At 56.1% G+C, this 25607-nt stretch carries 26 protein-coding genes and 1 tRNA gene; 8 read left to right on the top strand and 19 right to left on the bottom strand.

The features are described from left to right. Positions 1-95 precede the first annotated feature (95 nt). Both MW898_RS13070 and MW898_RS13065 read left to right on the top strand, forming a co-directional pair. Positions 96-1046, top strand: coding sequence for an oxidoreductase (locus MW898_RS13070; RefSeq protein WP_248908022.1), 951 nt, complete (start codon positions 96-98; stop codon positions 1044-1046). A gap of 54 nt (positions 1047-1100) precedes the next feature. Continuing rightward, positions 1101-2468 carry an adenosylhomocysteinase gene (locus MW898_RS13065; RefSeq protein WP_248908021.1) on the top strand — a complete coding sequence of 456 codons (1368 nt, stop codon included), beginning with the start codon at positions 1101-1103 and terminating at the stop codon, positions 2466-2468. A gap of 13 nt (positions 2469-2481) precedes the next feature. Here MW898_RS13065 and MW898_RS13060 read toward each other — a convergent pair whose 3' ends face one another. Then, positions 2482-3039: a winged helix-turn-helix transcriptional regulator gene (locus tag MW898_RS13060; RefSeq protein ID WP_248908020.1), complete on the bottom strand. Its 558-nt coding sequence runs from the start codon at positions 3037-3039 to the stop codon at positions 2482-2484. A gap of 109 nt (positions 3040-3148) precedes the next feature. Beyond that, on the bottom strand, positions 3149-4153 hold the full coding sequence (locus tag MW898_RS13055) for a glutathione S-transferase family protein (protein ID WP_248908019.1): 1005 nt from the start codon (positions 4151-4153) through the stop codon (positions 3149-3151). A 123-nt stretch (positions 4154-4276) separates the two neighbouring features. Between MW898_RS13055 and MW898_RS13050 the strand changes: the two genes are divergently transcribed. Then, positions 4277-4990 carry a nucleotidyltransferase family protein gene (locus MW898_RS13050; protein ID WP_248908018.1) on the top strand — a complete coding sequence of 238 codons (714 nt, stop codon included), beginning with the start codon at positions 4277-4279 and terminating at the stop codon, positions 4988-4990. Between the two features lie 117 nt (positions 4991-5107). On the opposite strand, the gene MW898_RS13045 is transcribed toward MW898_RS13050, so the two are convergent. Beyond that, positions 5108-5698 carry a DUF7474 family protein gene (locus MW898_RS13045; protein ID WP_248908017.1) on the bottom strand — a complete coding sequence of 197 codons (591 nt, stop codon included), beginning with the start codon at positions 5696-5698 and terminating at the stop codon, positions 5108-5110. Positions 5699-6039: 341 nt separating this feature from the next. On the opposite strand from MW898_RS13045, the gene MW898_RS13040 reads away from it, so the two are divergent. Continuing rightward, a complete protein-coding gene (locus MW898_RS13040; protein WP_248908016.1) occupies positions 6040-7038 on the top strand; it encodes a DNA primase regulatory subunit PriL in 999 nt (332 codons plus the stop codon). Here MW898_RS13040 and MW898_RS13035 read toward each other — a convergent pair. Beyond that, positions 7006-7206: a DUF7472 family protein gene (locus MW898_RS13035; protein ID WP_248908009.1), complete on the bottom strand. Its 201-nt coding sequence runs from the start codon at positions 7204-7206 to the stop codon at positions 7006-7008. The genes MW898_RS13040 and MW898_RS13035 overlap by 33 nt on opposite strands. Positions 7207-7309: 103 nt before the next feature. On the opposite strand from MW898_RS13035, the gene MW898_RS13030 reads away from it, so the two are divergent. Beyond that, positions 7310-7963 (top strand): SWIM zinc finger family protein, encoded by a 654-nt coding sequence (locus tag MW898_RS13030; RefSeq protein WP_248908007.1) that lies wholly within the window; start codon positions 7310-7312, stop codon positions 7961-7963. On the opposite strand, the gene hjc is transcribed toward MW898_RS13030, so the two are convergent. After that, positions 7953-8381 carry a Holliday junction resolvase Hjc gene (hjc, locus tag MW898_RS13025; protein ID WP_248908005.1) on the bottom strand — a complete coding sequence of 143 codons (429 nt, stop codon included), beginning with the start codon at positions 8379-8381 and terminating at the stop codon, positions 7953-7955. The genes MW898_RS13030 and hjc overlap by 11 nt on opposite strands. A gap of 623 nt (positions 8382-9004) precedes the next feature. Here hjc and MW898_RS13020 point away from each other — a divergent pair. Then, positions 9005-9244, top strand: coding sequence for a hypothetical protein (locus tag MW898_RS13020; protein ID WP_248908003.1), 240 nt, complete (start codon positions 9005-9007; stop codon positions 9242-9244). Here the strand turns inward: MW898_RS13020 and MW898_RS13015 are convergent. The 8 genes from MW898_RS13015 to MW898_RS12980 all read right to left on the bottom strand — a co-directional run bounded on the left by MW898_RS13015 (position 9231) and on the right by MW898_RS12980 (position 16573). Next, complete coding sequence (locus MW898_RS13015) at positions 9231-9398, bottom strand: hypothetical protein (RefSeq protein ID WP_248908001.1); 168 nt, start codon at positions 9396-9398, stop codon at positions 9231-9233. The genes MW898_RS13020 and MW898_RS13015 overlap by 14 nt on opposite strands. A gap of 26 nt (positions 9399-9424) precedes the next feature. After that, the gene (locus MW898_RS13010) at positions 9425-10123 is read right to left on the bottom strand and encodes a 2'-5' RNA ligase family protein (protein ID WP_248907999.1); all 699 of its coding nucleotides are present in this window, start codon (positions 10121-10123) and stop codon (positions 9425-9427) included. A gap of 83 nt (positions 10124-10206) precedes the next feature. Continuing rightward, positions 10207-10278, bottom strand: a tRNA-Ala gene (locus MW898_RS13005). 117 nt (positions 10279-10395) lie between these two features. Next, the gene (rpsJ, locus tag MW898_RS13000; protein WP_248907997.1) at positions 10396-10704 is read right to left on the bottom strand and encodes a 30S ribosomal protein S10; all 309 of its coding nucleotides are present in this window, start codon (positions 10702-10704) and stop codon (positions 10396-10398) included. Positions 10705-10709: 5 nt separating this feature from the next. Beyond that, on the bottom strand, positions 10710-11975 hold the full coding sequence (gene tuf / locus MW898_RS12995; RefSeq protein WP_248907995.1) for a translation elongation factor EF-1 subunit alpha: 1266 nt from the start codon (positions 11973-11975) through the stop codon (positions 10710-10712). A gap of 232 nt (positions 11976-12207) precedes the next feature. Beyond that, the gene (locus MW898_RS12990; RefSeq protein ID WP_248907993.1) at positions 12208-13149 is read right to left on the bottom strand and encodes a homoserine dehydrogenase; all 942 of its coding nucleotides are present in this window, start codon (positions 13147-13149) and stop codon (positions 12208-12210) included. After that, positions 13146-13676 carry an amino acid-binding protein gene (locus tag MW898_RS12985; protein ID WP_248907991.1) on the bottom strand — a complete coding sequence of 177 codons (531 nt, stop codon included), beginning with the start codon at positions 13674-13676 and terminating at the stop codon, positions 13146-13148. Before MW898_RS12985 ends, MW898_RS12990 begins: the two co-directional genes overlap by 4 nt. A 704-nt stretch (positions 13677-14380) precedes the next feature. Next, entirely contained in the window at positions 14381-16573 is a 2193-nt protein-coding gene (locus MW898_RS12980) for an elongation factor EF-2 (protein WP_248907989.1), read from the bottom strand. Positions 16574-16778: 205 nt separating this feature from the next. Here MW898_RS12980 and MW898_RS12975 point away from each other — a divergent pair, with 205 nt between their 5' ends. Continuing rightward, a complete protein-coding gene (locus MW898_RS12975) occupies positions 16779-17531 on the top strand; it encodes a DUF5781 family protein (protein WP_248907987.1) in 753 nt (250 codons plus the stop codon). Positions 17532-17650: 119 nt separating this feature from the next. On the opposite strand, the gene MW898_RS12970 is transcribed toward MW898_RS12975, so the two are convergent. Together MW898_RS12970 and MW898_RS12965 are read right to left on the bottom strand one after the other, a co-directional pair. After that, on the bottom strand, positions 17651-18265 hold the full coding sequence (locus tag MW898_RS12970; RefSeq protein ID WP_248907985.1) for a 30S ribosomal protein S7: 615 nt from the start codon (positions 18263-18265) through the stop codon (positions 17651-17653). A 4-nt stretch (positions 18266-18269) separates the two neighbouring features. After that, positions 18270-18698, bottom strand: a complete 429-nt coding sequence (locus MW898_RS12965) for a 30S ribosomal protein S12 (RefSeq protein ID WP_248907983.1) — start codon at positions 18696-18698, stop codon at positions 18270-18272. Positions 18699-18831: 133 nt separating this feature from the next. Between MW898_RS12965 and MW898_RS12960 the strand changes: the two genes are divergently transcribed. Further along, positions 18832-19086, top strand: a complete 255-nt coding sequence (locus tag MW898_RS12960) for a hypothetical protein (RefSeq protein WP_248907982.1) — start codon at positions 18832-18834, stop codon at positions 19084-19086. Between the two features lie 62 nt (positions 19087-19148). Here MW898_RS12960 and MW898_RS12955 read toward each other — a convergent pair whose 3' ends face one another. The 4 genes from MW898_RS12955 to rpoB form a co-directional block, all read right to left on the bottom strand. Further along, positions 19149-19574 carry a NusA-like transcription termination signal-binding factor gene (locus MW898_RS12955; protein ID WP_248907979.1) on the bottom strand — a complete coding sequence of 142 codons (426 nt, stop codon included), beginning with the start codon at positions 19572-19574 and terminating at the stop codon, positions 19149-19151. A gap of 90 nt (positions 19575-19664) precedes the next feature. Beyond that, complete coding sequence (gene rpoA2 / locus MW898_RS12950; protein ID WP_248907977.1) at positions 19665-20858, bottom strand: DNA-directed RNA polymerase subunit A''; 1194 nt, start codon at positions 20856-20858, stop codon at positions 19665-19667. Beyond that, complete coding sequence (locus MW898_RS12945; protein WP_368409177.1) at positions 20858-23773, bottom strand: DNA-directed RNA polymerase subunit A'; 2916 nt, start codon at positions 23771-23773, stop codon at positions 20858-20860. The genes rpoA2 and MW898_RS12945 overlap by 1 nt, the downstream gene beginning before the upstream one ends. Before the next feature lie 5 nt (positions 23774-23778). Beyond that, positions 23779-25605: a DNA-directed RNA polymerase subunit B gene (gene rpoB / locus MW898_RS12940; protein ID WP_248907975.1), complete on the bottom strand. Its 1827-nt coding sequence runs from the start codon at positions 25603-25605 to the stop codon at positions 23779-23781. Positions 25606-25607 lie beyond the last annotated feature (2 nt).

The raw sequence follows: 25607 nt of genomic DNA, 5'->3' as shown, positions 1-25607 counted from the left end.
ATTGATCGATCCTCGACCCAGTAATAATGTGACGACCATCTGTGTGAGTGGGGATCCCGGTACGCTTCTGTATCAGCCAACCATACGTTCTTCACATGAAGGATTCGGGATGGCGCGCCAAGCAGATGGGCGATCTGAGTGGAACGACGATCGTCGTAACTGGAGCCAACAGCGGACTCGGCTACGAGGCAGCGCGGGCGTTCGCTCATCACGGTGCACACGTCGTTCTCGCTTGTCGAAGCACTGGCCGGGGCCACGAGGCGATCGAGCGCATTCAGGAGACATCCCCTGACGCATCCACAACGGTATTAGAACTCGATCTCGCGGATCTCACGTCGATAGAAGAGTTCACAACGGCGTTCAAAGAATCACACGATGCATTGCACATCCTCTGTAATAACGCAGGTGTGATGGCACTTCCACGGAGCGAGACGGTCGACGGCTTCGAAACGCAGTTTGGCGTCAACCATCTCGGCCATTTCGTACTCACAGGCAATCTTCTGGATGTTCTCCGCAAGACCGATGGCGAGACGCGCGTCGTGACACAGAGCAGCGGTCTTCACGAACGCGGTGAGATCAATTTCGACGATCTTCAAGGAGAGTACTCCTACGACGAGTGGGACGCCTACAGCCAGAGCAAGCTTGCCAACCTCCTCTTTGCCTACGAACTCCAGCGACGTCTCAGTAGTGCTGGCAGCGACGTGCTGAGTGTTGCGTGTCATCCGGGTTATGCGGCAACGAATCTCCAGCGGCGGGGGCCCGAACTGTCCGGTTCGACGCTTCGGTTGTGGATGACGAAAATCGCGAACACGATTATCGCCCAAGATGCCGAGACGGGTGCACTCCCCCTTCTCTATGCCGCTACCGCGCCGGACATAACTGGCGGTGAGTACATCGGTCCCGGCGGATTCATGAACATGCGCGGTCCTCCAAAACCACAGTCTTCTACCGATCGATCGCACGACGAGAAGGCCGCCGAGCGTCTGTGGGAAATTTCGGAGGAACTGACCGGTGTGACCTACGATCTCGAGACCACAGAGCACTGATCCAGCACTGGCGTCTTCGATACCGTTTTCTGACTCCTTGGCCAACGAACGCCGATGAGCGCTACGTATCCTCGGATCAGCAAACAGCTTGATGACCCGGAAACGGCCCGAGAAGAAGGTCGACGAAAGATTGACTGGGCGCGCCAGCACATGCCCATCCTCGAAACGCTTCGAGAAGAGTTCGAGGAGAGCAGCCCATTCGACGAACAACGAATCGGAATGGCGATGCACGTCGAGGCGAAGACGGCCGCACTCGTCGAGACGCTCGCTGCTGGCGGCGCGGAGATCGCTATCACTGGCTGCAATCCGCTATCGACTCACGACGATGTGAGCGCCGCACTCGATGCGCAACCAAACATCACGTCGTACGCCAAACACGACATCTCTGACCAGGAGTATTACGACGCGATCGAGACCGTCATCGCCATCGAACCAACCATCACTGTCGATGACGGCGGCGATCTCGTGTTCCGTATCCACGACAAACACCCTGATCTCATCGAGAATATCATCGGTGGCTGTGAGGAGACGACGACTGGTGTTCACCGGCTGCGTTCGATGGATGCCGACGGCGCGCTTGAGTACCCTGTTTTTGCGGTGAACGACACGCCGATGAAGCGACTGTTCGACAACGTCCACGGAACGGGCGAGTCCTCGCTTGCTAACATCGCCATGACGACGAATCTCTCGTTTGCCGGTAAAACCGTGGTCGTAGCAGGATATGGCGACTGTGGTCGTGGAATCGCAAAGAAGGCAGCCGGTCAGAACGCACACGTCATCGTCTGTGAAGTCGATCCCCGCCGCGCGCTTGAGGCACACATGGAGGGATACGAGGTCATGTCGATGCGCGAAGCCGCTCCGAAAGGCGATGTGTTCATCACCGTCACTGGTAATAAGGATGTCATCACACGTGAGGACTTCGAACAGATGCACGATGGCGTCTTGCTCGCTAACGCGGGCCATTTCGATGTGGAAGTGAATCTCGATGAGCTCTCCGACCTCGCAACGAATGTCAGTACGGTCCGCGATGGCGTTCGTGAGTACGAACTACAAGACGGCCGCCGCCTGAACGTCCTTGCGGAGGGACGACTCGTCAACCTCGCAGGACCACTTTCGCTCGGACATCCTGTCGAAGTGATGGACCAGAGTTTCGGCGTGCAGGCCGTCTGTGTCCGTGAACTCGTCGGGGCTCACTCGACAGGACTCCCGGATCGACTCCTATCAACGATCCGGAATCGAATCGGTCAGGCCGATGGCCCACGAGTCGTTGCCGACCGTGGCTACAAAGCGGGTGTCAATGAGGTCCCCGACGCGCTTGATCGCGAGGTTGCGAGCATCAAACTGGACGCAGAAGGGATTACGATCGACGAACTGACCGACGAGCAGGACGAGTACACGAATAGCTGGCAGCACGGAACATAAGCTTAGGGTGCTCTTACTCCGCGAGGAGATTGTCAACAAGGCGAGTAAAGCGATCGACAAGCCGAGCCGACAGCGACGGGTCAGCTTCGCGGACGAGTCTGGCCGTTCGCTCTGGATAGACAAGCACGAGGAGGTGCGTTTCGTCCCGTTGTTTTTCGACGATGTTGGCAGCAACGAGTCGGTCGACGTGCCATGAGAGCGTGCTTCGAGCGATTCCGATCCGTTCAGTCACAGCAACCGGACTCAGTGGACCGTCCTCCATGAGACAAGCGACGATGTCCGCTGCGGTTTCTCGCCGGAGGAGAGCAATTGCTTGGCGTTCCCACCCGTCGTACTCCGGGGGAAAGTAGTGGGTTTTGCCGTACAGTGGTGCCTCGACGAGTATCTCCCGACTGACGAGCTTTCGTGTGTGATACTGCACCTGTCCTGGTGCGAGATCAAGCGTTCGAACGAGCTCGTTGAAATGGATCCCCGGATCCGTGCGGACACGGCTCGCAACCCGACTACGCGTCTCATTATCGATCCTCTTTCGGAGGTGGTCTCTATTGAGTGTCGAACGATTATCACTCATTGCTTCGATACATTTCTAAGATTGGCGCAGACCCGGCGCTAGCACGTCCGAGGTTGTTCATAGCTGGACGTATTCGGTGCTGCTTCATCAACACACCGATACCGATGGACTACTCGTCTTCGTAGCCATCGGACGATCCGATGAGTCCTTCGGGGAGATTGCCGGACAGCCTATCGCGGTCGTGGCGCGCATCGAACGCGTGGTTTGGCCCGACAGCGACGATTTGCTTTGGATTGACGTCCGTGTGTGTCGTGTAGTAGTGCTCGCGGATATGTGCGAAATTCACTGTTTCCGCGACGCCTGAAAGTTGATAGAGTTCTTTCAGGTAATTCCAGAGCGCGGGATACTCGCTCACCTTCCGTCGGTTACACTTAAAATGCGTGTGGTACACATCATCGAAGCGAATGAGCGTTGTGAACATCGCAATGTCCGCTTCTGTGAGCCTGTCACCAGCGAGGAACCGCTGCTCGGAGAGCACTTCGTTCCAGTGATCGAGTGCGTCGAACAGCTCGTTGACTGCTTGCTCGTAGGCGTCTTGGGTCTCTGCGAACCCAGCGCGGTAGACCCCGTTGTTGATCGGCTCGTAGATTGAATCGATAATCCGATCGACTTCTTCTCGGTAGCCAGCGGGATAGAGGTCGACATCCTGCGTCGAGAATTCGTCGAAGGCGGTGTCGAGCATTCGCATGATCTCCGCTGATTCGTTGTTCACGATCGTCTCTTGTTCTTTATCCCACAGCACGGGGACGGTCACGCGCCCGGTGTAGTTCGGATCTGCCTCGGTGTACGCCTCTCGGAGGTAGTCGAATCCGTTGATCGTATCGGGCGTACAGCCAGCCTTCTCGGGCGTGAACTGCCAGCCATTCTCATCTCGATACGGATCGACCACATCGACGCTGATCGCCTCTTCGAGACCCTTCAGCGCACGTGTGATGAGCGTCCGGTGCGCCCACGGGCACGCAAATGAGACGTACAAGTGATACCGACCAGCTTCGGCGTCTGTGCCTTCGTCTCCGATCCGATCTCGAAACGTCGTCACTTGACGGTCGAACTCACCGTTCTCGTTCGTCGCTTCGTAGCCGGGCACCCACTCACCGTCCACGAACTGATGCATACCTCTCGTAGACGGCGAGCGGGGAAATACGCCGGGATACACCAGCAGTTTGCCATAATAAAATCGATGGTGTACGTTTTCATACACCAATTTTCACATCACTCGACGCCATCCACTTTCGGTATGGATGGCGTCGTACTTGCAGCCGGTCGAGGGAGTCGACTCAAACCGCTTACAGAGACGAGACCGAAAGCGATGGTCGAAGTCGGAGACATTCCGATGCTGTCTCACTGCTTTGAACAGCTTTGCACGCTCGATGTGGATCGGTTGGTGGTCGTCGTTGGATATCGACGAGAGCAGATTATGGACTTCTACGGCGACGAATTCGCCGGCGTCCCAATCGAATACCGAGTTCAAGAGAAACGACTTGGGATGGCACACGCACTGTTAGCGGCCGAGGACGCTGTTGATGACGATTTCATGCTCATGGACTGTGACAACGTTATGTCGACACATCTCGAAGAAATCGTTCGATGTCACCAAGCGGACGATGTCGATGGAGTACTCCTTGTTCATGAGGTCTCACGAGCAGCCGCGAAGAAGAAGGCGATCGTCGATATCGACGCCGACGGAACGATCACGGGAATACTGAACAAACCCGACGATCCGCCCGAACAGAGTTTTGTCGCCGCAGGATTTCACACGTTCACACCAGCAGCGTTCGATGCTTCGAGACTCGTTCAACGATCTGAACGTGGTGAGTACGAACTTAGCGATACGATCGATATCCTGATTGCAAGCGAACGGCGGTTGGTTGCCGTCGAGTGCGATGACTGGGTCGTGAACGTCAATACGCCTGATGATCTCGAAACAGCGAACCGACTGATTCGCTCGTGAATGCATGAAATTGGTTCTGGAGCGTAGTTTTTCGGTCCCGATTAACACAGAGGCAACGTTTGCCGGTCGATGCGTTGTCTTTTCTGATCTGCTCCGGTCTGTTAGCTTGGTTCGGTTTCATCTTCTCCGTCGGATCACAGCGGCTGCTTCCTCGGCTGCTTGCCGCCAGCCGTATCCACGGATGTAGACGTGGCGTTTGCTGTCAACCACCGCTTCTGGTGAGCCTTCTTCGAATCCACCCCGGTCCCACGTTCCCGATTCGCGGAGCCAATCGACGACCCGTTCGCGCGTATCGCCCCACGAAAATCCAACCATCTCGTAGTACGCGATGAGCGCAAAGAGCGCGTGATCGTGACAGCCCGGGACACTCCCCTCTTCGTAGATTGTTTGCAGTGGCTCTTGTGTTGGGACTGCGACCTGTTCTCTGAATGCCGCGGGCGAGAGCAGTTCGAGCGCACCGCTGGCCGTTTCACGGACGCGTTGATCGTGTCGGAGTCGACTGAGTGCGGCCGAGTGCAGGCGGTCCCACCGGTCAGGCGACTGCTCGCGGAGATGCCCCTCGCGCTTTGCCCCCGTCGCAAGCGTACTGAGGATGTTGGTGTACGCTAGCTCGATCTCGTGCCACGGCGTCCCGTCAAAGCGACAATCGGGTGCGTGTAGGCTCGTGGTCGTCCGACAGTCGGGGCAGGGATAGTGAAACTGCACCACAAACGACGAATTGGGGCGATGTATACTAGTCCGTTCGGGTTCAGGGAGATCGGAATACTTTCGATATTTTTGAGTTCCACTAAATTTTGATGAACTTGTTCTACGCCTTGCACAACGTGTTGGGGGTCGCTCGGATGTTCGTGAGGAATGATGAGGGAGATGGCAGACTCATCGAACACGTCCCGCTCTGAAAATCCTCCAGTTCGCAGAAGACCAACTCAAAGTGCGGATCAGATCGCTTGTTCTCAGCCGTCACTCTGAGACACAACGGGTTAAACGCTTTCGCCCACACTCTGTCGTCAGACCGCCGGGCTTATTCACCAGCGCGGGGAGACAGTGACATGGACGCGTACCACGCCCGCTACCCGTTCCTCGATGAGGCTCGGGCGACAGTCGAAGCAGCGGACGTGGATCTCGTGACGCTCGTGACGAGCGATCACACGGCGATTGAGCGAGGACGGGCGCGCGTCGAGAGCGCACTCACCGAGGGAACGGTCGGGACTAACCAGCGCGTGTCTCCTCGCACCGAACTGTTGTCGTATCCGATCGCACGAGTGCTCGTCTCGCTGCTCGATACACCGGGTGCAATCGAAAAGTACGCTGCTGCCGAGGCTGAGTCGGCTCACGTCCGATTGGCTGAAGAGTTCGAGGAAGACATCGATGGACAGACCCGAGAGCACGCAGCACTCGATCCGTTGTTACAGGAGTTCGGTCTGGATTCCGATGTAGAAGAAACGGACGACAGTTACCGTATTGCAGTTGGCCCCTATCTCCGGTTCGCTCCCGCTGGTGAGAACTGGACGCTCGTTACTCGTGAGCTAGCGGACGGATACGTGCCTGTGAGTCGGTCTGAAGTGATCGAGTTGCTCTGTGAAGCGATTGAACAGCGCGTTGTTGCCGGACTACCGTTCGAGGTCCCAGACGAAATTTCGGAACCGCTCTTTCCTGTGGTCAGAGAGATTCAAAGCGTGCTGGCAAGCGTCGAGTATCCACAGAACATCGACCGAATCGAACCAGAGGAGTTTCCCGACTGTGTCACTGCTCTGATTGAGCAATCAAGAGATGGTGACCCCCTCGAATCAACAGAACAGTTTACGCTCATCTCATTCCTTGCCGCTGTCGGAATGGATGCTGATGACATCCAAGATCTCTGCTCGAAGCACGGTGACCAGTTCACGTACACCACAGAGCGCCTCACCGGTAATGGATCTCCGTACCCGCCGCCGAGCTTTGAGACGATGAAAACCTACGGCATCTGTGCAGAAGATCACGATCACGCCCATCCACTCGAAGAGTACGCATCTCGGTTATCTTCCGATGATGAAGTAGCTAGCGAGTGACATAATGACAATAAAGCCTGCGATCGTGCCGACAAGAGCGATCGCTCCTTGCGACGTGAACCCATCGGAGTAATATAGCACCCCAACAGCAACGATAGCGAGCGAGAACAGCACAACGATGGTCGTGGAGACGGCGATCTGGACCACCATCTCTCGTTCGATAGTCATACCCCATCTTTCGCGGGTCGTGGTATTAATTCTTGAACGAGCGTGGGACTCATACTCTTGCAGAACCTATGTTTCGTGTGGAACAGGACGTTCCAGAATCATCATGACGCACCTAGCACACACACCAGCGTCATCGCCAACCGCTCTTGCACCAGATGTGAGTCGACTCGATCCACGTGCCGCGAGAGCATGGACCGAGAAGATGGCTGTCACAGCGATTGGAGATGGAGAATACGTCGTATTTGGTCAAGGCGGGACGATATACGACGTTGACCTTACAGCGGGTCAGTGTAGCTGTCCTGATCACACGTACCGCGGTGAGCGGTGTAAGCACATTCGCAGAGTTGCACTCGAAATAACCGGGGGCAGAATTCCTGCTCCTGACTATCGAGCAGTTACGTGTATGGCCTGTGGCGAGCGCTCGTTTGTTCGCGACGAGGAACCAGCCGTGTGTGAATCGTGTCGATTCACACCGGGCACAACGGTCCGTGACCAGGAAACAGGAGATCTACTCGTCGTAGTCGAACAGACCGGACAGCGAGCCGACTGTATTCTCATTCAGGACAGTACAGTCGCGGAGTATCCGACCAATACCGGCTATCCTCACGGCGATCCTGTCGTCAGATGCGTCTATCCGTTTTCTGGATCGGCGGATCTACCCTTCGAAGAACGGCGCCGATACGCGTTCCCTCATTCACGTCTCGAACGCGAGTGGCGCCCAGCACGGCCTGCACACCAGACGACGCTCACTCAGTAGCGTATTCGCCGAGATTGGTCTTTTTCGATGCACCGGTGAGTTCGGCAATATCAGTACCGCTCGCAAGCGCTGTCTCCAGCTTCACCCGGTAGTTCCCACCGTCGGTGACGTATAAATCGCCGGGATGGAAGAAGTACCAATCTTCGCGGTCAAATCGCACGCCAATCCGAGGCTTCGCGCCGAAGTTTTGTGCGAAAAAGACGAGACTCTCGACTTCCTCACCAGTGAGATAGATCGGATCTCCGGCACTCGATTTTGCCTCGATAGCATAGAATATTTCACCATTCCCAGCCAGCACATCCGGCAGCTCGCGCTCTGTTGCGCTCCCGCTCGCTGGCGCGCGCATGACCGCGAATCCACGCTCGTCGAGGAGATTAACGAGTTCGCGTTCTCGACGTTCCCCCTTGCGGTTCGCCATACTACCCGATCTCTCGTGTGGGTTCATAAAGGAGTGGCGGTCGAAACCGACGGAAGAGACCGAGGACAGGACACTGTCCGGGACTTCACGCGGCGAATCAGTTATCAGGTGGTCACCGTTGTCAACTCCTTCTCTGTTTTTCACCGATCCTTTAGGGGATTTAGCGTATTTAGTATTATTAATAATTATGTTTATGGTGGGGAGCGACGTTGCAACAGTACGCGCCGAGAGCGGCGCGGAGTAGATCACAATGGAGCGATATACCGACACTGAGAACACGGGGGCACCGACAGTTCCGCTTCTGTACGACGATGAGAGCGCAGAAACGCTGGAAGAGGTGGTTTGGAGTCATCGGCTCGCAAACGAGTGAAAGTGGGAGGGTGTATGGAAGCGAGACTGATCGTGTGATGTGTGATAGATGAGTACTGGCATCTGTGCTGATCTCTGATTCTGCGGCTCTGTTGTGTAGCTAGAGCGTTCGGAGACTGAGGTGAGCACAGCTCACGAGTGTAGTGAATCATGTTGTGCCTGCTGTACGGTGGAATCTGACGTCGAACAACGCAAGGGGCTTGTTCGCGCCGGTATCACTTCGGATATGATGGTGACAGTGACTGGAGGACAGTATGCCTGATCCCTTCGTTCAGAACCCAAACTTCCGGAAGTTCGCCCTCTATCGTCACGAGGACGCTTCGGGGGTATCCGGAACGGGTGTCGTTGCCTACGGTGTCCAGTTCCCACCGCCAAACGGGAAGTGTGTCGTCGCATGGGTTACCGATGTTGGCAGTATCAGCGTGTACGACAATATCAATGATGTGCAGTCTATCCACGGCCACGAGGGCGGAACAGACATCATCTGGGAATAACTGTCTGATAGACGGATAGCTGTGTCCGTCTCTGGTACTCACGTCCGTTTATTCGGCGGAGGATGTCAAGTGCGTTGATGCGGTCACCATGACCGGCTAACGTGGGTTCGATTGCGACTGCCTCCGCTCCATCAGCGTTGAATGGAGTACCCACCGCGAGGCTCCAAGTCGGACGGCGTACTAGTCGGATCGTCGTGCGAGGCTATACGTCTCTATCGTTTCGTACGGTGGGAACCGCCCGTTAGAGAGGTCCAAAGCGACGAATTCGAGCTCCGAGATGGTTGTAGGTGGGATATCCAACGAGTGATTATCTTCGAGATACTGAAGAAGCTGCTCGTAGCCATCTCGTTGGGTGAACTCGCCAAGCGTTAGATGTGGTATGAAGCCATCTCCGTCACGGTCCCAGACGGGTACGTCGGGGATGGCACAAACACGCTGATTCAATTGCGAGAAGCGACCGTCGTCCGTCACCTCAGCGTAGACTACGCTGGGAAAGAGATTGAATCGTGGGAAGCGAACCGGGAACGACGGCACCGCACCGAGAGCAGACCGAAGCGACGTGGCTAGTTCTTTTTCATCCTGTTGAGAAAATTCAGCGTTACCGTCCGGTTCTTCCACAACATTTCCAAACACTTTGACAGTAATGTGGAGATCTCTCACTGGTATTGGCACAATGCAGTCGAACTCGTCGAGGTCTGCTACGATAGATTCGAAACAGCGAATGATTGCCTCGTCCGTGATGTGAGCGAGAAGGACGAGATGACGGGCAGATTCAGTTGACCGTCGTTCTACGTCTTCAGCCGTCGTCGGAGAAAGAACCAATTCGTGGCGTCGCTCCCAAAACTCAGCTTCGTCCGAAGCGACCGCAGTATCAGACATCGACGGAGATGGGTCTGTCTCTGGTAAAGTTCTTTGCCGGATAATGGTGTGATCCACATTCAGCAAACGAAACAGAACAAAACTGGACTCGCTGGGATTTGAACCCAGGGCCTCTTCCTTGCGAAGGAAGCGATCTGCCACTGATCTACGAGCCCGCTACTACGACCAAGCCTTTGGTTGCTTTTAACCGTTTCCGTTCACGCGTAAAATCGACGCGTGAGATTGTTGGTGGTCGTTTTGAACGACTCGATCGTCTTTCGAACTCGTCCCAGTCAGTCTTCGAGTACGATCTCGATGCTGACGTCGTTTGGGACCTGAATCCGCATCAGCTGTCGAAGCGCGCGTTCGTCGGCGTCGATATCGATGAGCCGTTTGTGAACGCGCATCTCCCAGTGTTCCCATGTTGCCGTGCCTTCGCCGTCGGGTGACTTCCGACACGGAACGCCGAGCTTTTTCGTTGGGAGCGGCACTGGGCCGGACAGACTGACGCCGGTCTTCTCTGCGATGTCCCGGACATCGTCACAGATGGTGTCCAGATCGTCGGGGCTGGTTCCCGCCAACCGAACGCGTGCTTGTTGCATCTATATTACCGCCCGTCGACGCTCAGGACTTTGCCGGCGGCGATGGTCTGACCCATGTCGCGGATGGCGAAGCTCCCGAGTTCGGGGATTTCCGAGGATGGTTCGATCGAGAGCGGTTTCTGCGGACGGATGGTGACGACAGCAGCGTCGCCGCTTTTGATGAAGTCGGGATTTTCTTCTTTGACATCACCGCTTGCGGGGTCGAGTTTGGTATCGATCGATTCGATGGTACACGCGACCTGTGCGGTGTGTGCGTGGAAGACAGGGGTGTAGCCGGCGGTGATGACGCTCGGGTGCTGCATCACGACGACCTGTGCTTGGAAGGTTTCGGCGACCGTCGGTGGTTCCTCAGCTGGGCCACAGACGTCACCGCGACGGATGTCGTCCTTGCCGATGCCGCGGACGTTGAATCCAACGTTGTCACCTGGGCCGGCTTGTGGCACCTCTTCGTGGTGCATTTCGACCGACTTGACCTCGCCTGCAGCGTCACTTGGCTGGAAGGAGACGTTTGCGCCCGTCTCGAGGAGACCGGTTTCGACGCGTCCGACGGGGACAGTGCCGATGCCCGAGATGGTGTAGACGTCTTGGATGGGGACGCGCAGCGGCGCGTCGGTCGGTGGCTCGACCTCCGGCAGGTCGTTGAGTGCATCCAACAGCGTCGGTCCATCGTACCACGAGGTCTCGTCCGAGCGGTCCGAAATGTTGTCGCCCTCGAACGCCGATGTTGGGACGAACGTCGTGTTGCTGGCGTCGAATCGGACCTGCTTGAGAAGCTGGGAGACTTCGTCTTTGACGCTCTCGTAGTCGTCTTCGTCGTAATCGACGAGGTCCATTTTGTTGACGGCGATGATGAGTTCGCCGATGCCGAGGGTTCGCGAGAGGAAGACGTGCTCTTGTGTCTGAGGCTGGACGCCGTCATCAGCCGCGACGACGAGCACAGCGTTGTCGGCTTGGCTCGCGCCGGTGATCATGTTCTTCACGAAGTCGCGGTGACCCGGCGTGTCCACGATCGTGAAGTAGTAATCATCCGTGTCGAACTCTTGGTGGGCGATGTCGATGGTTACACCGCGCTCGCGTTCTTCGGCGAGGTTATCCATCACGTAGGCGAACTCGAAGCCGCCTTTGCCCTTCTCTTCTGCTTCTTCACGATACTGCTCGATGACGTGCTCGGGGACACTCCCCGTCTCGAACAGCAATCGACCGACGAGCGTACTTTTCCCGTGATCGACGTGTCCGATAATCGCTAGGTTTTGGTGCGGTTTGTCTGCCATTGATATCTCACGCGCAAAGCGCTGTAGGGGTTACTACCGGGTGAAACTCATAAAACGATTTCGAAAGCTCAATCCAACGATCGCCTTCACGTACAGCGGTTTGATAGGTTGTACCACGATTTCACTATGACACTGACGGTGGAGTGGCGGTCGTCTCTGAGAGAGTGTTTCAAATCTCCGAAACCTCTCAGACTCCAGACTCTATTTCCTTGATCGATTCCGGCTTGCGCTTTTACTCCAACCGTCCGATGTCAGCCAGAACTGCGGTTGCTGTCTCGGGACCACCTGCTCCGCGTCCACTGATGTTCAGTCGGCCTGCGTGTTCGGTTTCGATCTGGACGATGTTCTGTGTCCCAGAAACGGCGAGCGTTCCGTTGTCTGGCACGAGTCGTGGTCCGATGCGAACCTCTTCGTTGATGACTTCTCCGATGAGACGGATCGTGCGCCCATCCTCGGCAGCGAGATGGAGCGCCGGCCCGGGAATGTCTTGGATGCCATCGACTGATGCATCGGACAGAGCGTATCCGCCGTCAAAGAGCACGTTTGCGAGAATGACACATTTTAGTGCGGCGTCGGTTCCATCGACATCGAACGTCGGATCGGTTTCTGCCACGCCGAGGTCCTGTGCTTCGGCGAGAACGTGTTCGTAATCGAGTCCCTCGGCACCCATCCGTGAGAGGATGAAGTTCGCTGTGCCGTTCAGGACGCCGCGGACGGCAGTGACGTTGTCTCGACCGAGGTTGTCAATGGTCGTGAGGACCGGAATCGCTCCTCCGACGGCGGCGTCGAACAGCACTCGCCCATCGCTTTCGGTCTCGTGTTCGCGCAGATCGTCGTAACGCTCTGCAACCGGTCCCTTGTTCGCCAGCACGACGTGCCGGTCGCGTTCGAGTGCACCGACAACGTGGCCATATCCCGGCTCAGCGTCGTTGAGCGTCGTCGGCGTTGCCTCGATGAGAACGTCGTATTCGGATTCGAGTGCGCTGTTTGGATCGTTCTCTCCGACGGTTCCCGAACTTCGCTTTTCCGAGAGCACCGTTTCGATGTCGAGTCCCGTCGAGTCGATTGCTGCGCCGGTCGAGTCGGAGATCGCTGTCACTGTGTGTCCGTACTCACCAGCCAGCTCGGCGACCGACGTCCCGACCGCACCACATCCCATGATTGCGAGTTTCATCGGCCCTCACCCGCCGTGAGTGGCTCGATGACTGTGAGATCTTTCTCTGCCGCTACGTCTCGGAGAGTGTCGAGCGTCCGTTCGGCTTCGCCTGCGTGTGTTGCCAAGCGAAGCCGAGCGCTGGAGACATCCTCAGGATCGTCGGCGACCGTGAGTGAGACATCCGCAACTGATGCACTCGCGCAGGTCTCCAGCCGACTGAGTGTATCCGAGAAATCGGTCTCGACGAGATGACCGATGAGAAGCACGGTCAGCTCCTCACTGTACCGCTCAGCGCCAGCTTGAACGACGTTGACGCCCGTCTCCCGGAGTGATTCGACAATCCGGTCGAAGCGCTCAGGCGTCGCTTCTACGTCCACTTCGACGGGGATCCGTCCCCGCGGCGTGCGGTTTCCACGCTCGTGGAATATCGATAAGAGATTCCCACCATGCTCGGCGATCGGATCGAGCGCGTTCAGGAGTTCGCCCGGCTCATCGACGAGTTCGAGGCGCACAGTGTACGCTCGTACCACTTCATGGTCGCTCATCGACACACCACCTCCACGGACAGACGGAAGTTCGCATTGTCGTGAACAACCACGATAGCGTCTTAACCGACTCGTTCCCCACGCATGTTTGCCGGTGGCGCAGCCAGCGACCGAATCCAGTATAGTACGTTCCTTTTGGTGGTGTTTGTCAACGTTTGTTTGCTGGTGGCTGTTTCTCGGTTCTCTGATGAGCTACCGAAATGTCTCTCTATCTCTGATCGTTCGTCGAGCGTCATTGATACAAGAATTCGGTGCGCAAGGTAGTCTGTACCGATACCATCCGTGTACGACATTACGGGGTGGCGTACAGCCGTGTAAGCATACACTCTGGACAGACGTATGGGGAAACATCGAGCCTTTCTTTCATTCCTAGACTACCGAATAACCCTTCCCGCGACTCATTAGTGATCAATGAGAGCTTGCTACTATATCCTTCAGTTCGTAGTTTCATTGCTTCCATCGATACACCACAGTCCGGACAACGCTTCTCCGAGTCCATCATCCGAATACACGGAATGTGTGTTTGTTAGTGTATATGATAGACGAATGGTGAATTGTCTCTCGTCGTTTTCCGCTCGTTCTCTGTTTGTACTGTACCGTGTCGACTTCGTCGTAAAGAGAGAAAGAGATCCGCGAAGAACGACGGCATGCACCGTCTGTTGATAACTTCAGCGCCGCATACTACGAAATTTCGGCAGTCTGGCTTAGAAGTACTCCACACCCGGTGGAAGCTCTAGCTTCATGCCTTTGCGTTCTCGGATTTCCATGATCGTTTCGCTCTGCAGACTGTCTGCCATAACTTGGAAGCCTGCGTTCTCGGTGTTCCACGAGGCTCGGCCTTCCGTTGCAGAGCGGATATCGCTCGCAAAGCCGATCATCTCATCCACGGGTGCGACACCTTCGACGACCATCAGGTCGCCTTCTTGGTACATGTCGTCGACACGACCACGTCGGCCCTGAATCTCGCCGGATGCAGATCCCATGTGTTCGTTGGGAATGTCAATACGGACGTCCTGAATCGGTTCGAGGAGCGAGATCTTCCCACGGATGAGGGCGTTGTGGGCTGCCTGACGAACAGCGGGAATGACCTGTGCGGGTCCGCGGTGAATAGCGTCTTCGTGGAGTCGAGCGTCTTCGAGGCGAATGAGCGCACCTTGAACGGGCTCGGCTGCGAGCGGTCCGTCATCGAGCGCTTCTTCGATTCCTTCGATGACGAGCTCCATCGTCTCGTTGAGGTGCTGGATACCCTTCGTATCGTCGATGAGGATGTTCGTCCCGTAGATGTGCTCTATGTTTTGAGCAGTGTCTTTGTCCATCCCGACGTCCATGAGCGCCTCTCGTCGCTCCAGTTCCGGCATGTCCATCGTCGCCTCGCCCATCTTCAGCAGCTCGACGATGTCGTCCGAAAGCGGCTCGACGTGGATGTAGAATCGGTTGTGCCGATTCGGTGAGATGCCTTCGACAACCTCGCTTTCCCGCCGTGGATACTCGCGGAAGACAACGATCGGTTCACCAGTCGTGACCGGAATGCCCTGATTGCGCTCGATACGCTGGGTGATGACTTCGAGGTGGAGCTCGCCCTGTCCGCTGATCAGGTGCTCGCCTGTGTCCTCGTTGATTTCGATCTTGATCGTTGGGTCTTCCTTGGAGACTTGCCGAAGCGTCTCGATTAGCTTCGGGAGGTCGTCCATGTGCTGTGCCTCGACAGATTTCGTGATGACCGGCTCGGAGATGTGTTCGATGGACTCGAATGGCGTCATTTCGACGCTGGAAACTGTCGATCCGGCGATAGCGTCGCGTAGACCAGTCACACTAGCGATGTTACCTGCGGGAACGCGTTCGACCTCCTCACGCTCGCCACCCATGAAGATCCCGACTGACTGGATGCGGTTCGTCCCGGCGGTACCGGAGACATACAGGTCCTGACCGCGTTCGAGCGTGCCAGAGAACAGCCGTCCAGTGGCGATTTCACCAGCGTGGGGGTCCATAGCGATGTCGGTGACCATGAACACGACTTCGCCTTCCTCGTCGACATCGCGCATCGTCATCGCAATGTTGCTCTCGTCGTCACCTCGCCAGACGGTCGAGACACGGTCGGGCTGGGCCACGAGCGGGTTAGGGAAGTGCTCGGCGACCATATCGAGCACGACGTCAGACAGCGGTGACTGCTGTTTGAGTTCTGCAATACCGTCCTCACCACGTCTGTTGTACTCGATGATGTCACCGAAGTCGATGCCGGTCTCTTGCATCGATGGCAGGGAGACTGCCCAGTTGTACAGTGCCGATCCGAAGGCGACGGTTCCGTCCTCGACGCTGACCCGCCAGCCTTCTTCCTCGTACTTCTCTTCTGCCATCCCACGAATCAGCTCGTTCACATCACGAATGACATGCTGGAGGCGCTCTTGCATCTCCTGCGGTCCCTCCTGCAGCTCGTTGATGAGGCGGTCGACCTTGTTGATGAACAGTGCTGGCTTGACGCCTTCGCGCAGCGCCTGCCGAAGGACGGTTTCGGTCTGTGGCATCGTCCCTTCGACAGCGTCGACGACCACGAGCGCACCATCAACGGCACGCATCGCGCGGGTTACGTCGCCACCGAAGTCGACGTGGCCCGGTGTATCGATGAGGTTGATGAGGTGGTTCGTCTCCTCCCACTCGTGTGTCATCGAGACATTTGCGGCGTCGATGGTGATACCGCGCTCTTGCTCGTCCTCTTCTGTATCCATCGCCAACTGCTGGCCCGCGAGGTCTTCGGAAATCATCCCCGCTCCAGCCAACAAGTTGTCCGTCAACGTCGTCTTACCGTGATCGATGTGGGCGGCAATAGCAATATTCCGGATGTTCTCCGGGTGATCCATCAGCCGCTCGCACTCTTGTACGATCTTTTTACGTCGGCCCATTAACGCGCTATATCGGCAGCGGAGTGAAAAGCATAGTGTTTCCGATGGGCGCAACATAACACCGAAACGATTTGAACGAATAAAACAACGAAATGAGCTCCGTTGTGTGTGTCTTGTCCCTTCGCACGAGCTCTCTCACTGGCAAATAGTTGGTCTCGTTACCGTCATAAGAGTCATACTCGTTCGAAGCGTGATATACACACGCATGGACATACGAGTGCAGGGTGGTGGACCGACAGGTCCGTTTTTGAGCGCTCGGGATGTGTTCGAAACGGAGTACGATCTCGAAAAAGAAGTCTGCGTACAGGTCCGACCAGATCCGGACGAGCGAACGTGGACAGCTCACTACGACGATCATCACCTACTGAACATATCGACAGCAGCGGCCACGAGCGCGATGGCCCGAGAGCTGGTGCTTCATGAGTACTCGCATATGCATCGCAACGAGCAGGAACATCCCTCACACACACAATCGACGACAGAAGCGATCTGTCTCGCATTCTCTGGCCGGACTGTTGAGCAGCGGACGCTCACTCACTGCTATCAGATCGCAAACCACATGAAAGATATCTATGCGGATGACATCACGCTCACCGTCACGCCGTCGAATAAGCTCGTCTCTTTTCTCGAATCGAGTCTCGCCAGTGCGATCGTGAATCGCCCGAGTACCGCTCCGAACACGTGGCGACAGCTCACTGCAACCGCTGATCCAGAGATCACCGCCGTTAATGCGGCGTTCGCACTCGCGCTGTGCGAGCGACACGATCTCGTCGGCGAGGATCACCAACTCTATGACCTCGCACACGCAGCAGCGAAGGACGCTCCCAACGTCCGATTGGATGCGTTCAAATCACAGTTTCGGACACTCACTACCGACCCGGACGAAACTGAGTACCGAAAGGCGCTCGTTGACATTACTCGAAGATACGCACTAAACACGACGTGGGCGGCCGATTAAACAGTACTTCGTATCCTCTCTTACTCTCGTATCATTTCGAGTACGGTGATACTGTCGCAGACAGTCACAGAAATGATCAGTATCTCCAGTATCTCGAAATCGAGGCGGCAAGTGAGACTTTAACGTGCTGCTGCCGCGACGCGTTCTTTCTCTTCTTTCTGATTGACGGCATAGGCCTGGACATCGTAGTTCGCTGCGCCGATGAGCTGCTTGGCAAGCGCCTCTTCGACGGGCGTCGATGTCTTGAACGATCCCTGATACGTTCCTTCGGCAAGGAATTTGAGCGCCTGATCAACACGGCGCTGTGGAGCAACGTCAACCGCCTTCGGAACAGAGATTCCACCGTACTTGAGCCGGACCGTTTCTTCGCGTGGGGCAGCGTTCTCAACTGCTTCGACGAGAACCTGAACTGGATTCTCGTCAGTGCGGTCGTTGACGATTTCGAACGCATTGCGGACGATCTTCGTCGTCATCTGCTTCTTCCCGGTGTTCTCTTCGGTTCGCATCAACCGATTGATGAGCCGCTCAACGATACTGATTTCACTCTTTTTGAACTGCTTCGAGGAGTGTCGTCCCATCGTGTGAGCGACCGGGGTCGTGTTGATGTATCGTTCGGTGGACGGATCTGAGTAGACGATATCGGAGGCGTCCCACCGCGTGAAAAGCAGCGCATCGACGTCGACATCGTCACTACCGGCAGGCTGGTCCGGTTCGGGTGCGTCTGATTCGCTCATTGTATCACCGCACTGGCTTCTCCGCGTTCCCGCGGACGAGTTCGATCAGACTAACGCCGTTCACCTTCTCGACTTTGTAGTTCACACCCGAAATGTCACCCATCGCGCGTCCCTTTGCACCACCGATCCCGGCAATGGTGACCTCGTCGTGTTCGTCAATGAACGAGATCGCGCCGTCACCCGGACAGAACGCGGTTACCTGCTTTCCGTTTTTGATGAGCTGGACTCGAACACACTTTCGAATCGCCGAATTCGGCTGTTTGGCTTCGATTCCAACCTTTTCGAGAACGATACCACGACCCTGAGGAGCGCCTTCTAGCGGATCGGACTTCTCCCCGAGTCCGCGAGCGCGTCGCGCGTACTTGGAGTCGGACCACCGATGGTGCTGGCGGTCCTTCTTTAACTTCCGCGCGGCATACTTGCCGTTCGCCATAGTAGGACCGTTTACCCGACCAAGCTACTTAAGGCTCCCTTTTTACCCTCGTTTCTCACACGTTAGCCCTATCAAGTGTGTCTGCCAGCCAATCACCAAACGTTCATACTTGATGACTCACTATTGGCCCGGTATGGTCAACGCTTCGAAGACCGAGAACACGCTTGAAACCGATGGACAGAGCGGTTTCCGAATCAAGCGACTGCTTACCGGTGTCGTCGGGAAAACGCTCTTACTTATCGTCGGTCTGCTCGTTTTCGGCACTCTTGTCGATGCTGCCACCCCTGATACAGCGATGATGAGTGTCATTGTCGGTATGTCCTACAGTCTCGCAGGAGTCATTGTCCTCGTTGGTGCTATCGTGGCAGTTGTCTTAGCCATCAAATAAGTCACAGAGTGAAAAATTGACATTTTGTGTTGGATACGGGACGACAGTAACGGTAACGAGTGTCAAGCTAACTCGACACCATCGATATTGAAGTGTCGTTTGGCAAGGCGACGAGCGCGACGGATCGTTCGCCCATCCGAACCGATAGCAATCCCTCGGTCTTCGTGTGCAACTTCGGCGTAGGCGACGACGTCCTGATTTTCACTTATTGTGACGTTGTAGACTGCAGCGGGAGCAAGTGAATTCGCAACGAAATCCTCTGGTGTATCCGCGTCCTCAACGAGTTCGACCCGACGATCGACGAGGGATTCGAAGGCTCGAATGGTTCGACCGCCGGGACCGATCGCATCAGCCATCTCTCCTGGTGGAATGAGAAAGATGATCCGATCGTCCTCATCATCGATGAGACAATCACGGGCAGGAACGCCGGTCTCCCTGTCGAATAGCGCAAGATATCGGCGCGCTTCATCGGAGAACTCGACAGACATTTGTCCCTACTTTATGCTTATCATATTTCAATCTATCCGACTCCAATCAGACTATTTTGATCTATATGGGATGTGTTATGTGTCTGTATTTTACTCTCTGCTTGTATTTGACCCCATCCTGAGTGTGACATCACCCGTTCCGAGCTTAATTGGTTTGCCAACAATGACGTTCTCGGTCACACCGTCCAGTGCGTCCGATTCACCGTGAATGGCGGCATCGAGGAGGTGGTTCACCGTAACTTCGAACGCTGCGCGGGCCAGAACGCTCTCTTTGTTCCCTGAGATGCCGTGGCGACCGATCGACTCGATCGTTCCGCGGTTCGTCATGATGTCTGCGACCAACATCAGATGGCGGATATTCACATCTCCCAGCCCCTGCTCTTCGAGGGTGTTCATCGTTTCTTCGATGATGCGCTCGCGGGCTGCCTCGACACCGAGCACACGATACACTTCGTGAATGTTGTTGCTGGTCGTCCGCGAGGCATCGACACCTTCAATTTCGAGTACCTTCCCGAACGCTGCTCCTTCGGTGTACAACACGAACTCTTGTTCTTCGCTCTCGTCGATATCCTCTTTCCGGATAACGACACGAGAAACGTCACCAATACCCTTGAACACGATATCACGGAGCTCCTCGACGAGTTGGAGGAGATCACGGTAGCTCGGCTCCTCGGGACCAAACTCGACTGTCGTATTATTGTGATACGTCTCGACGCCGAGCTTGCTCTCGATGGTATCTGCGATCTCGGAGACGATCGCTTCGAGAGATCCAGTTGTTGGCCACCGTTCGCGGAGCGTTTCCTCGTTGAGGTCGATGCTGACGAGCATGTCCGCTACGTTCGTCGAGACATCACCAAGCGCGAGAATGCGCGTCGCCTCGATCTTCCAGACGACTTCGTGAGCCCGCTCACGATCAGTTGCATACTCGTCTTCGAGATGGACCTGCATCGTCGGCGTGTCGGGCGTCTTCCGGGCATCAACCAGTTCAATGAGACGCGGTAGTCCCTGCGTGACGTCGATTTCTGCAACGCCCGCATAGTGGAACGTGTTCATGGTCATCTGCGTCCCCGGCTCACCGATGCTTTGTGCACTGACCGTCCCGACTGGGTCGAGCGGGTCAACGCGCGTATCGAGGTACTTCCGTTCGACCTGATTCGCAATTTGGTCGGCGGTTTCGATGTCGCCTACTCCCTTTTCGTTGATAACGCGGTACACTTCGTCTTTGAGCCGCCGTGGAAGTCTCGTATCTTCGACGACGACTTCGATGTCATCACTCACTGCCATTAGTCATCACCTTCGACCATCATGCTGTCCATGCGCTCTGAGAGATTCGTCTGGGTGTCCCGATCGAGGAACGTAGTGCCTTCGTCCTCGAATTCGGCAGACAGAACCGACTCGGCGATCTCCTCGACATCGATTTCGACATCTTCCGAGGAAGAAACCTTCACGGGGCTGGTGCCGTCTTCGCCGAACTCGAACTGCACGATCGTGTCTTTCGTGTCTCGGACTGTTCCGTCGTACTGCGTTTCGAGCTCTGAAAGTGCGTTGATGAGGCGACGCTGTAGATATCCAGATTTCGACGTCCGAACTGCTGTATCGACCAGTCCTTCACGACCACTCACAGCGTGGAAGAAGAACTCACGCGGCGTGAGGCCACTCCGGTAGGACGATTCGACGAACCCGTGGGCGTCTGCACCCAGATCGTCCGCTTGGTAGTGACTCAGCGTGCGTCCCTCATATCCACGATTGATTCGTTCGCCACGAACTGCCTGCTGTCCGACACACCCGGCCATCTGCGTCAGGTTCAGCATTGACCCACGTGCGCCGGATTTTGCCATAACGACTGCAGGGTTGTCGCTTCCAAAGTGTTCCCCGACGATGTCACCAGCAGTGTCACGAACCTTCCCGAGTGCCTGCATGATCTTCATCTCCAGCGTCTCGTGGACTGTTCGGCCCGGCAGCGATTCGAGATCACCGTTCTCGTACACTTCGATGAGTTCCTCGACGCGGTCGTAGGCGTTATCGATGGTTTCGTCGATCTCCTCTTCGGCTTCGGTCGGGATCGACTCGTCGTCAATGCCGAGTGAGAATCCGAAGTGCATGATCGCACGCATTGCAAGCGCGGAGACTTCGTTGATGAACATCCGAGCTCGTGTCGTGCTGTACTGCTTGCAGATCGTATCGACGACCTCACCACCGAACGCACCGACTGCATCCTCATCGACTGTTCCCTCGATGAGTTGCCCATCGACAATGACGACCGTATCGCCGGTCGAACTCGTGAATTCGAGGTTGAGTTCGCTCGGAAGCAGCTCCGAAAAGAGGGTTCGTCCGGTCCAGTACTCCGTCTCTCCATCGACTCGATCTGGTGCAGGCAACTCGTCGACACGCGTTGCACGCAACAGATCGAGTGCTTGTGTCTCGTTGAATTCGGGGTTTTCGTGGGTGAGAAGATACGTTCCCGAAATGTGATCCTGAATTGCCCCGATGATGTTCTCACCGAAGCGAGGGCTGAGGATCTGTTCTTGGACACGCATGAGCACGCGCGCCTCGGCGCGTGCCTCCTCGTTCTGGAGTGCGTGCATGTTCATCTCGTCTCCGTCGAAGTCTGCATTGTACGGCGGGCAGACCGTCGTGTTGAGTCTGAACGTCTTATACGGCATCACCACGACTTCGTGAGCCATGATGGACATCCGGTGCAGCGACGGCTGGCGGTTGAAGATAACGATATCACCGTCAACGAGGTGACGATTCACTTCCCAGCTCGGTTGGACTTTCTCTGCGAGCTCCTCGCAGTTCTTCTCTGTCACTTTGAGACGACGTCCGTCTGGTCGCTTTACGTAGTTCGCGCCGGGATGACTGTTCGGTCCGTTACGGACATACTGGCGCGCTTCCTCTACGTTTCGCTCGGTGACGTTCATCGTCTGTGTCATCTCGGCAGCGACACGCCGCGGCACGCCGACCTCGTTCAACGAAAGCGTCGGGTCCGGACTGATGACAGTCCGCGCCGAGAAGTTCACACGTTTCCCGGATAGGCTCCCTCGGAAGCGACCTTCCTTGCCTTTGAGCCGCTGTGAAAGCGTCTTCAGCGGTCGTCCCGAACGGTGGCGGGCCGGGGGTGTGCCCGAAATTTCGTTGTCCATGAACGTCGTCACGTGGTACTGGAGGAGTTCCCACAGGTCCTCGATGATGAGCTGTGGAGCACCTGCCTCGCGGTTCTCCATGAACCGCTGGTTGATGCGGATGATGTCGACCAGCTTGTGTGTCAGGTCGTCCTCGGATCGCTGACCGTTGTCCAACGTGATCGATGGTCGTGCTGTTACCGGTGGAACCGGGAGGACTGTGAGGATCATCCACTCTGGACGGGAATGGTCGGGATCGATGCCCAACACGTCGAGGTCTTCATCCGGAATATCCTCGAACCAATCCCGAATGTCGGAGGCCATCAGCTTGTTCATGTCCTCCTCGGTCAGATCGACCGAAAGTGCCTTCGCGATCGCCTCGCGGTCCTCTTGGCGCGGTCGGAACGTTCCGGAGATGATCTCGTTGATGCGCGAGAGTTCGATTCCGGTCTTATTAGCGAGTTCCTGTGGTGCCATCGGATCACGATCGACGCTATCGGGATCCTCGTCTTCGAGCGCCTTTCCTTCCATCGCGGTTGCGATCCGCTCTGGGTAGTCGTTCGTGAGAACGTCCTGTACCTCGTAGTAGGTGGTTGGCTTCTCGTGTTTGACGTCGAATTGCTTCTCACCACAGCTCGGACAGCGGTCTTTCTTTCGAGCCTGTCGGATGGCGGACTTCATCACATCGCTTGGATCGTCCCCCAGCTCGATGGTTCGCTTGAGGCTATCTTGGAACTCACCTCGCTCTTCTGTCGTGAGTAGTAGATGCGAACACTCTCGGCAGGTACCGCGCAGCAGACGGCGAATCAGCTTCGAAAACCCGACGTGAATGACTGGAGCCGCAAGTTCGATATGTCCGAAATGCCCGGGACAGGAACCTGATCGCTGACCGCACGTCGGACACTCAAGTCCGGGATCGATGACTCCGAGTCGAGGGTCCATCAATCCCATATCAATGGGGAACCCGTCGTCGTCGTAGGTGTCTGCTGTGATCACCTTTGTTATTGACATATCACGATACGTCTCGGGGTCCATCAGCCCGAAGTTAATCGAACTGATATCTTTGGGTGTTTGCATCGACATTATACTGCGTCCTCTAGGTTGAGTCGTGGCCTGATTCCGAGCGCCATCATCTCATCGAGCAGGAGTTTGAACGCGTAGCTGATCTCGACTTCGTGAATGTCGCCTTCATCTTTCGTGAGCGGATCGTACACCCGGCGTTGGTTGACATCGTTGACAGCAACCATCCCGGTCTCAGCGCTCACATACACTTGCTCTCGGTCCGATTCGTCCAGTAGTCGTTCTTTCAGTGCCATTGCTGCGCCGTGGCCGATGAGCACATCGCGCTCCATCTCACCAACACGGAGACCACCTTCTCGAGCACGGCCTTCGGTCGGCTGGCGCGTGAGCACTTGTACTGGTCCACGCGAGCGCGCGTGAATCTTGTTCGAGACCATGTGGTAGAGCTTCTGATAGAAGATGATGCCGACGAAAATTTCGGCATCGATCTGCTCACCAGTCACGCCCGAGTACATGATCTCCTTACCACTCGATTGGAAGCCGTGCTCTTGAAGCGCCGAGCGAAGTGTGTCTTCGTCTTCACCCTGGAATGCGGTCCCGTCGACACGTCGTCCTTCGAGCGCACCGACTTTTCCGCCGAGCATCTCTAGCACGTGACCGACGGTCATCCGCGACGGCAGGGCGTGTGGGTTGATGACAAGATCGGGGACGACTCCTTCTTGGGTGAAGGGCATATCTTCCTGTGGAGCGATGTGACCGACGACTCCTTTCTGACCGTGTCGTGACGCGAACTTATCGCCAAGTTCAGGGATACGTTCGTCACGAACGCTCACTTTCGAGAGTTTCGAGCCGTCTTCCCCTTCCATCAGGGTGACAGTGTCGACTACGCCGTTTTCGCCCGAGCGCATCGTTACACTCGTCTCACGGCGCTTTTGGCGGCCCAGTCCTCCCATGTCGTCGGGTTCTTCGAGGAACCGGGGTGGGCTCGTCTTTCCGAGCAGAACGTCGTTTTCGTCGACGTCGGTCTCTGGGTTGACGAGTCCATCTTCGTCGAGGTGGGTGTAGGCTTCCTCACCGCGAGCACCACGGACCTCGTCGTTCGGTATCTCGAAGTGGTCTTCTTGTCCACCAGGATATCGACGCTCTTCACCTTCGTAGGTGCGGAAGAAGTGTGACCGTGCGAGCGCTCGGTCAACACTTCCCTTGTTCAGTACGAGCGCATCCTCGATGTTGAACCCTTCATACGACATCACGGCGACGACGAAGTTCTGTGCGGCAGGTCGGTCGTCGTAGCCGATCTGGCTTGTGGTCTGGGTTGTGACCATCGAAAGCTGCGGGTAATGAAGCAGATGTTGGCGCGTATCCGGTCGAATTCGGTAGTTCGCCGATGGCAACCCCAACGACTGTTTGATCATCCCCGATCCCATCGTAATACGCGGAGACGCGTTGTGCTCTGGGTAGGGGATCATTCCTGCTCCAATTCCGAATATCAGCTGTGGGTCGATTTCGAGGTGTGTATGCTCTTGGTTGAGATCGTCTTCGTCGACAGCAACGTAGATATCTTCTTCCTCTTCGGCGTCGATGAACTCAATCGCACCTTTTGCGAGAAGATCTTCGAAGTCGAGTTGTCCCTGTTTGACTGCCTCGATATCCTCATCATCTACTCGAGGAATCCCGTTTTCGACGACGATGAGTGGTCTTCGTGCACGCCCAGCATCAGCGTTGACAATGACCTCACTTGTGCGATCTTTGACAGCGACGTTGACCATCTGGCTGACGTCTCCACGCTGTCGCGCCTCTCGGATGTCGCTTGCAAGCTTCTGAGGCTCGGGATGTGTCCCGACCAAACTTCCATTCACGTAAACTTTGGCGTTTCGTCCTTGACTCATAT

The organism is Halocatena marina, from assembly GCF_023276375.1.
In the GTDB taxonomy this organism is placed as follows: Archaea; Halobacteriota; Halobacteria; order Halobacteriales; family Haloarculaceae; genus Halocatena; species Halocatena marina.
The sequence above is the reverse complement of the archived record's forward strand: the minus strand, read 5'-3'. Positions and strand labels throughout refer to the sequence as shown.

What these genes read in the sequence shown, in the direction of transcription:
- MW898_RS13070 (WP_248908022.1), top strand. Translation starts at nt 96, where the DNA reads ATGAAGGATTCGGGATGGCGCGCCAAGCAGATGGGCGATCTGAGTGGA.
- MW898_RS13065 (WP_248908021.1), top strand. Translation starts at nt 1,101, where the DNA reads ATGAGCGCTACGTATCCTCGGATCAGCAAACAGCTTGATGACCCGGAA.
- MW898_RS13060 (WP_248908020.1), bottom strand. Translation starts at nt 3,039, where the DNA reads ATGAGTGATAATCGTTCGACACTCAATAGAGACCACCTCCGAAAGAGG.
- MW898_RS13055 (WP_248908019.1), bottom strand. Translation starts at nt 4,153, where the DNA reads ATGCATCAGTTCGTGGACGGTGAGTGGGTGCCCGGCTACGAAGCGACG.
- MW898_RS13050 (WP_248908018.1), top strand. Translation starts at nt 4,277, where the DNA reads ATGGATGGCGTCGTACTTGCAGCCGGTCGAGGGAGTCGACTCAAACCG.
- MW898_RS13040 (WP_248908016.1), top strand. Translation starts at nt 6,040, where the DNA reads ATGGACGCGTACCACGCCCGCTACCCGTTCCTCGATGAGGCTCGGGCG.
- MW898_RS13035 (WP_248908009.1), bottom strand. Translation starts at nt 7,206, where the DNA reads ATGACTATCGAACGAGAGATGGTGGTCCAGATCGCCGTCTCCACGACC.
- MW898_RS13030 (WP_248908007.1), top strand. Translation starts at nt 7,310, where the DNA reads ATGACGCACCTAGCACACACACCAGCGTCATCGCCAACCGCTCTTGCA.
- hjc (WP_248908005.1), bottom strand. Translation starts at nt 8,381, where the DNA reads ATGGCGAACCGCAAGGGGGAACGTCGAGAACGCGAACTCGTTAATCTC.
- MW898_RS13020 (WP_248908003.1), top strand. Translation starts at nt 9,005, where the DNA reads ATGCCTGATCCCTTCGTTCAGAACCCAAACTTCCGGAAGTTCGCCCTC.
- MW898_RS13010 (WP_248907999.1), bottom strand. Translation starts at nt 10,123, where the DNA reads ATGTCTGATACTGCGGTCGCTTCGGACGAAGCTGAGTTTTGGGAGCGA.
- rpsJ (WP_248907997.1), bottom strand. Translation starts at nt 10,704, where the DNA reads ATGCAACAAGCACGCGTTCGGTTGGCGGGAACCAGCCCCGACGATCTG.
- tuf (WP_248907995.1), bottom strand. Translation starts at nt 11,975, where the DNA reads ATGGCAGACAAACCGCACCAAAACCTAGCGATTATCGGACACGTCGAT.
- MW898_RS12990 (WP_248907993.1), bottom strand. Translation starts at nt 13,149, where the DNA reads ATGAAACTCGCAATCATGGGATGTGGTGCGGTCGGGACGTCGGTCGCC.
- MW898_RS12985 (WP_248907991.1), bottom strand. Translation starts at nt 13,676, where the DNA reads ATGAGCGACCATGAAGTGGTACGAGCGTACACTGTGCGCCTCGAACTC.
- MW898_RS12980 (WP_248907989.1), bottom strand. Translation starts at nt 16,573, where the DNA reads ATGGGCCGACGTAAAAAGATCGTACAAGAGTGCGAGCGGCTGATGGAT.
- MW898_RS12975 (WP_248907987.1), top strand. Translation starts at nt 16,779, where the DNA reads ATGGACATACGAGTGCAGGGTGGTGGACCGACAGGTCCGTTTTTGAGC.
- MW898_RS12970 (WP_248907985.1), bottom strand. Translation starts at nt 18,265, where the DNA reads ATGAGCGAATCAGACGCACCCGAACCGGACCAGCCTGCCGGTAGTGAC.
- MW898_RS12965 (WP_248907983.1), bottom strand. Translation starts at nt 18,698, where the DNA reads ATGGCGAACGGCAAGTATGCCGCGCGGAAGTTAAAGAAGGACCGCCAG.
- MW898_RS12960 (WP_248907982.1), top strand. Translation starts at nt 18,832, where the DNA reads ATGGTCAACGCTTCGAAGACCGAGAACACGCTTGAAACCGATGGACAG.
- MW898_RS12955 (WP_248907979.1), bottom strand. Translation starts at nt 19,574, where the DNA reads ATGTCTGTCGAGTTCTCCGATGAAGCGCGCCGATATCTTGCGCTATTC.
- rpoA2 (WP_248907977.1), bottom strand. Translation starts at nt 20,858, where the DNA reads ATGGCAGTGAGTGATGACATCGAAGTCGTCGTCGAAGATACGAGACTT.
- MW898_RS12945 (WP_368409177.1), bottom strand. Translation starts at nt 23,773, where the DNA reads ATGCAAACACCCAAAGATATCAGTTCGATTAACTTCGGGCTGATGGAC.
- rpoB (WP_248907975.1), bottom strand. Translation starts at nt 25,605, where the DNA reads ATGAGTCAAGGACGAAACGCCAAAGTTTACGTGAATGGAAGTTTGGTC.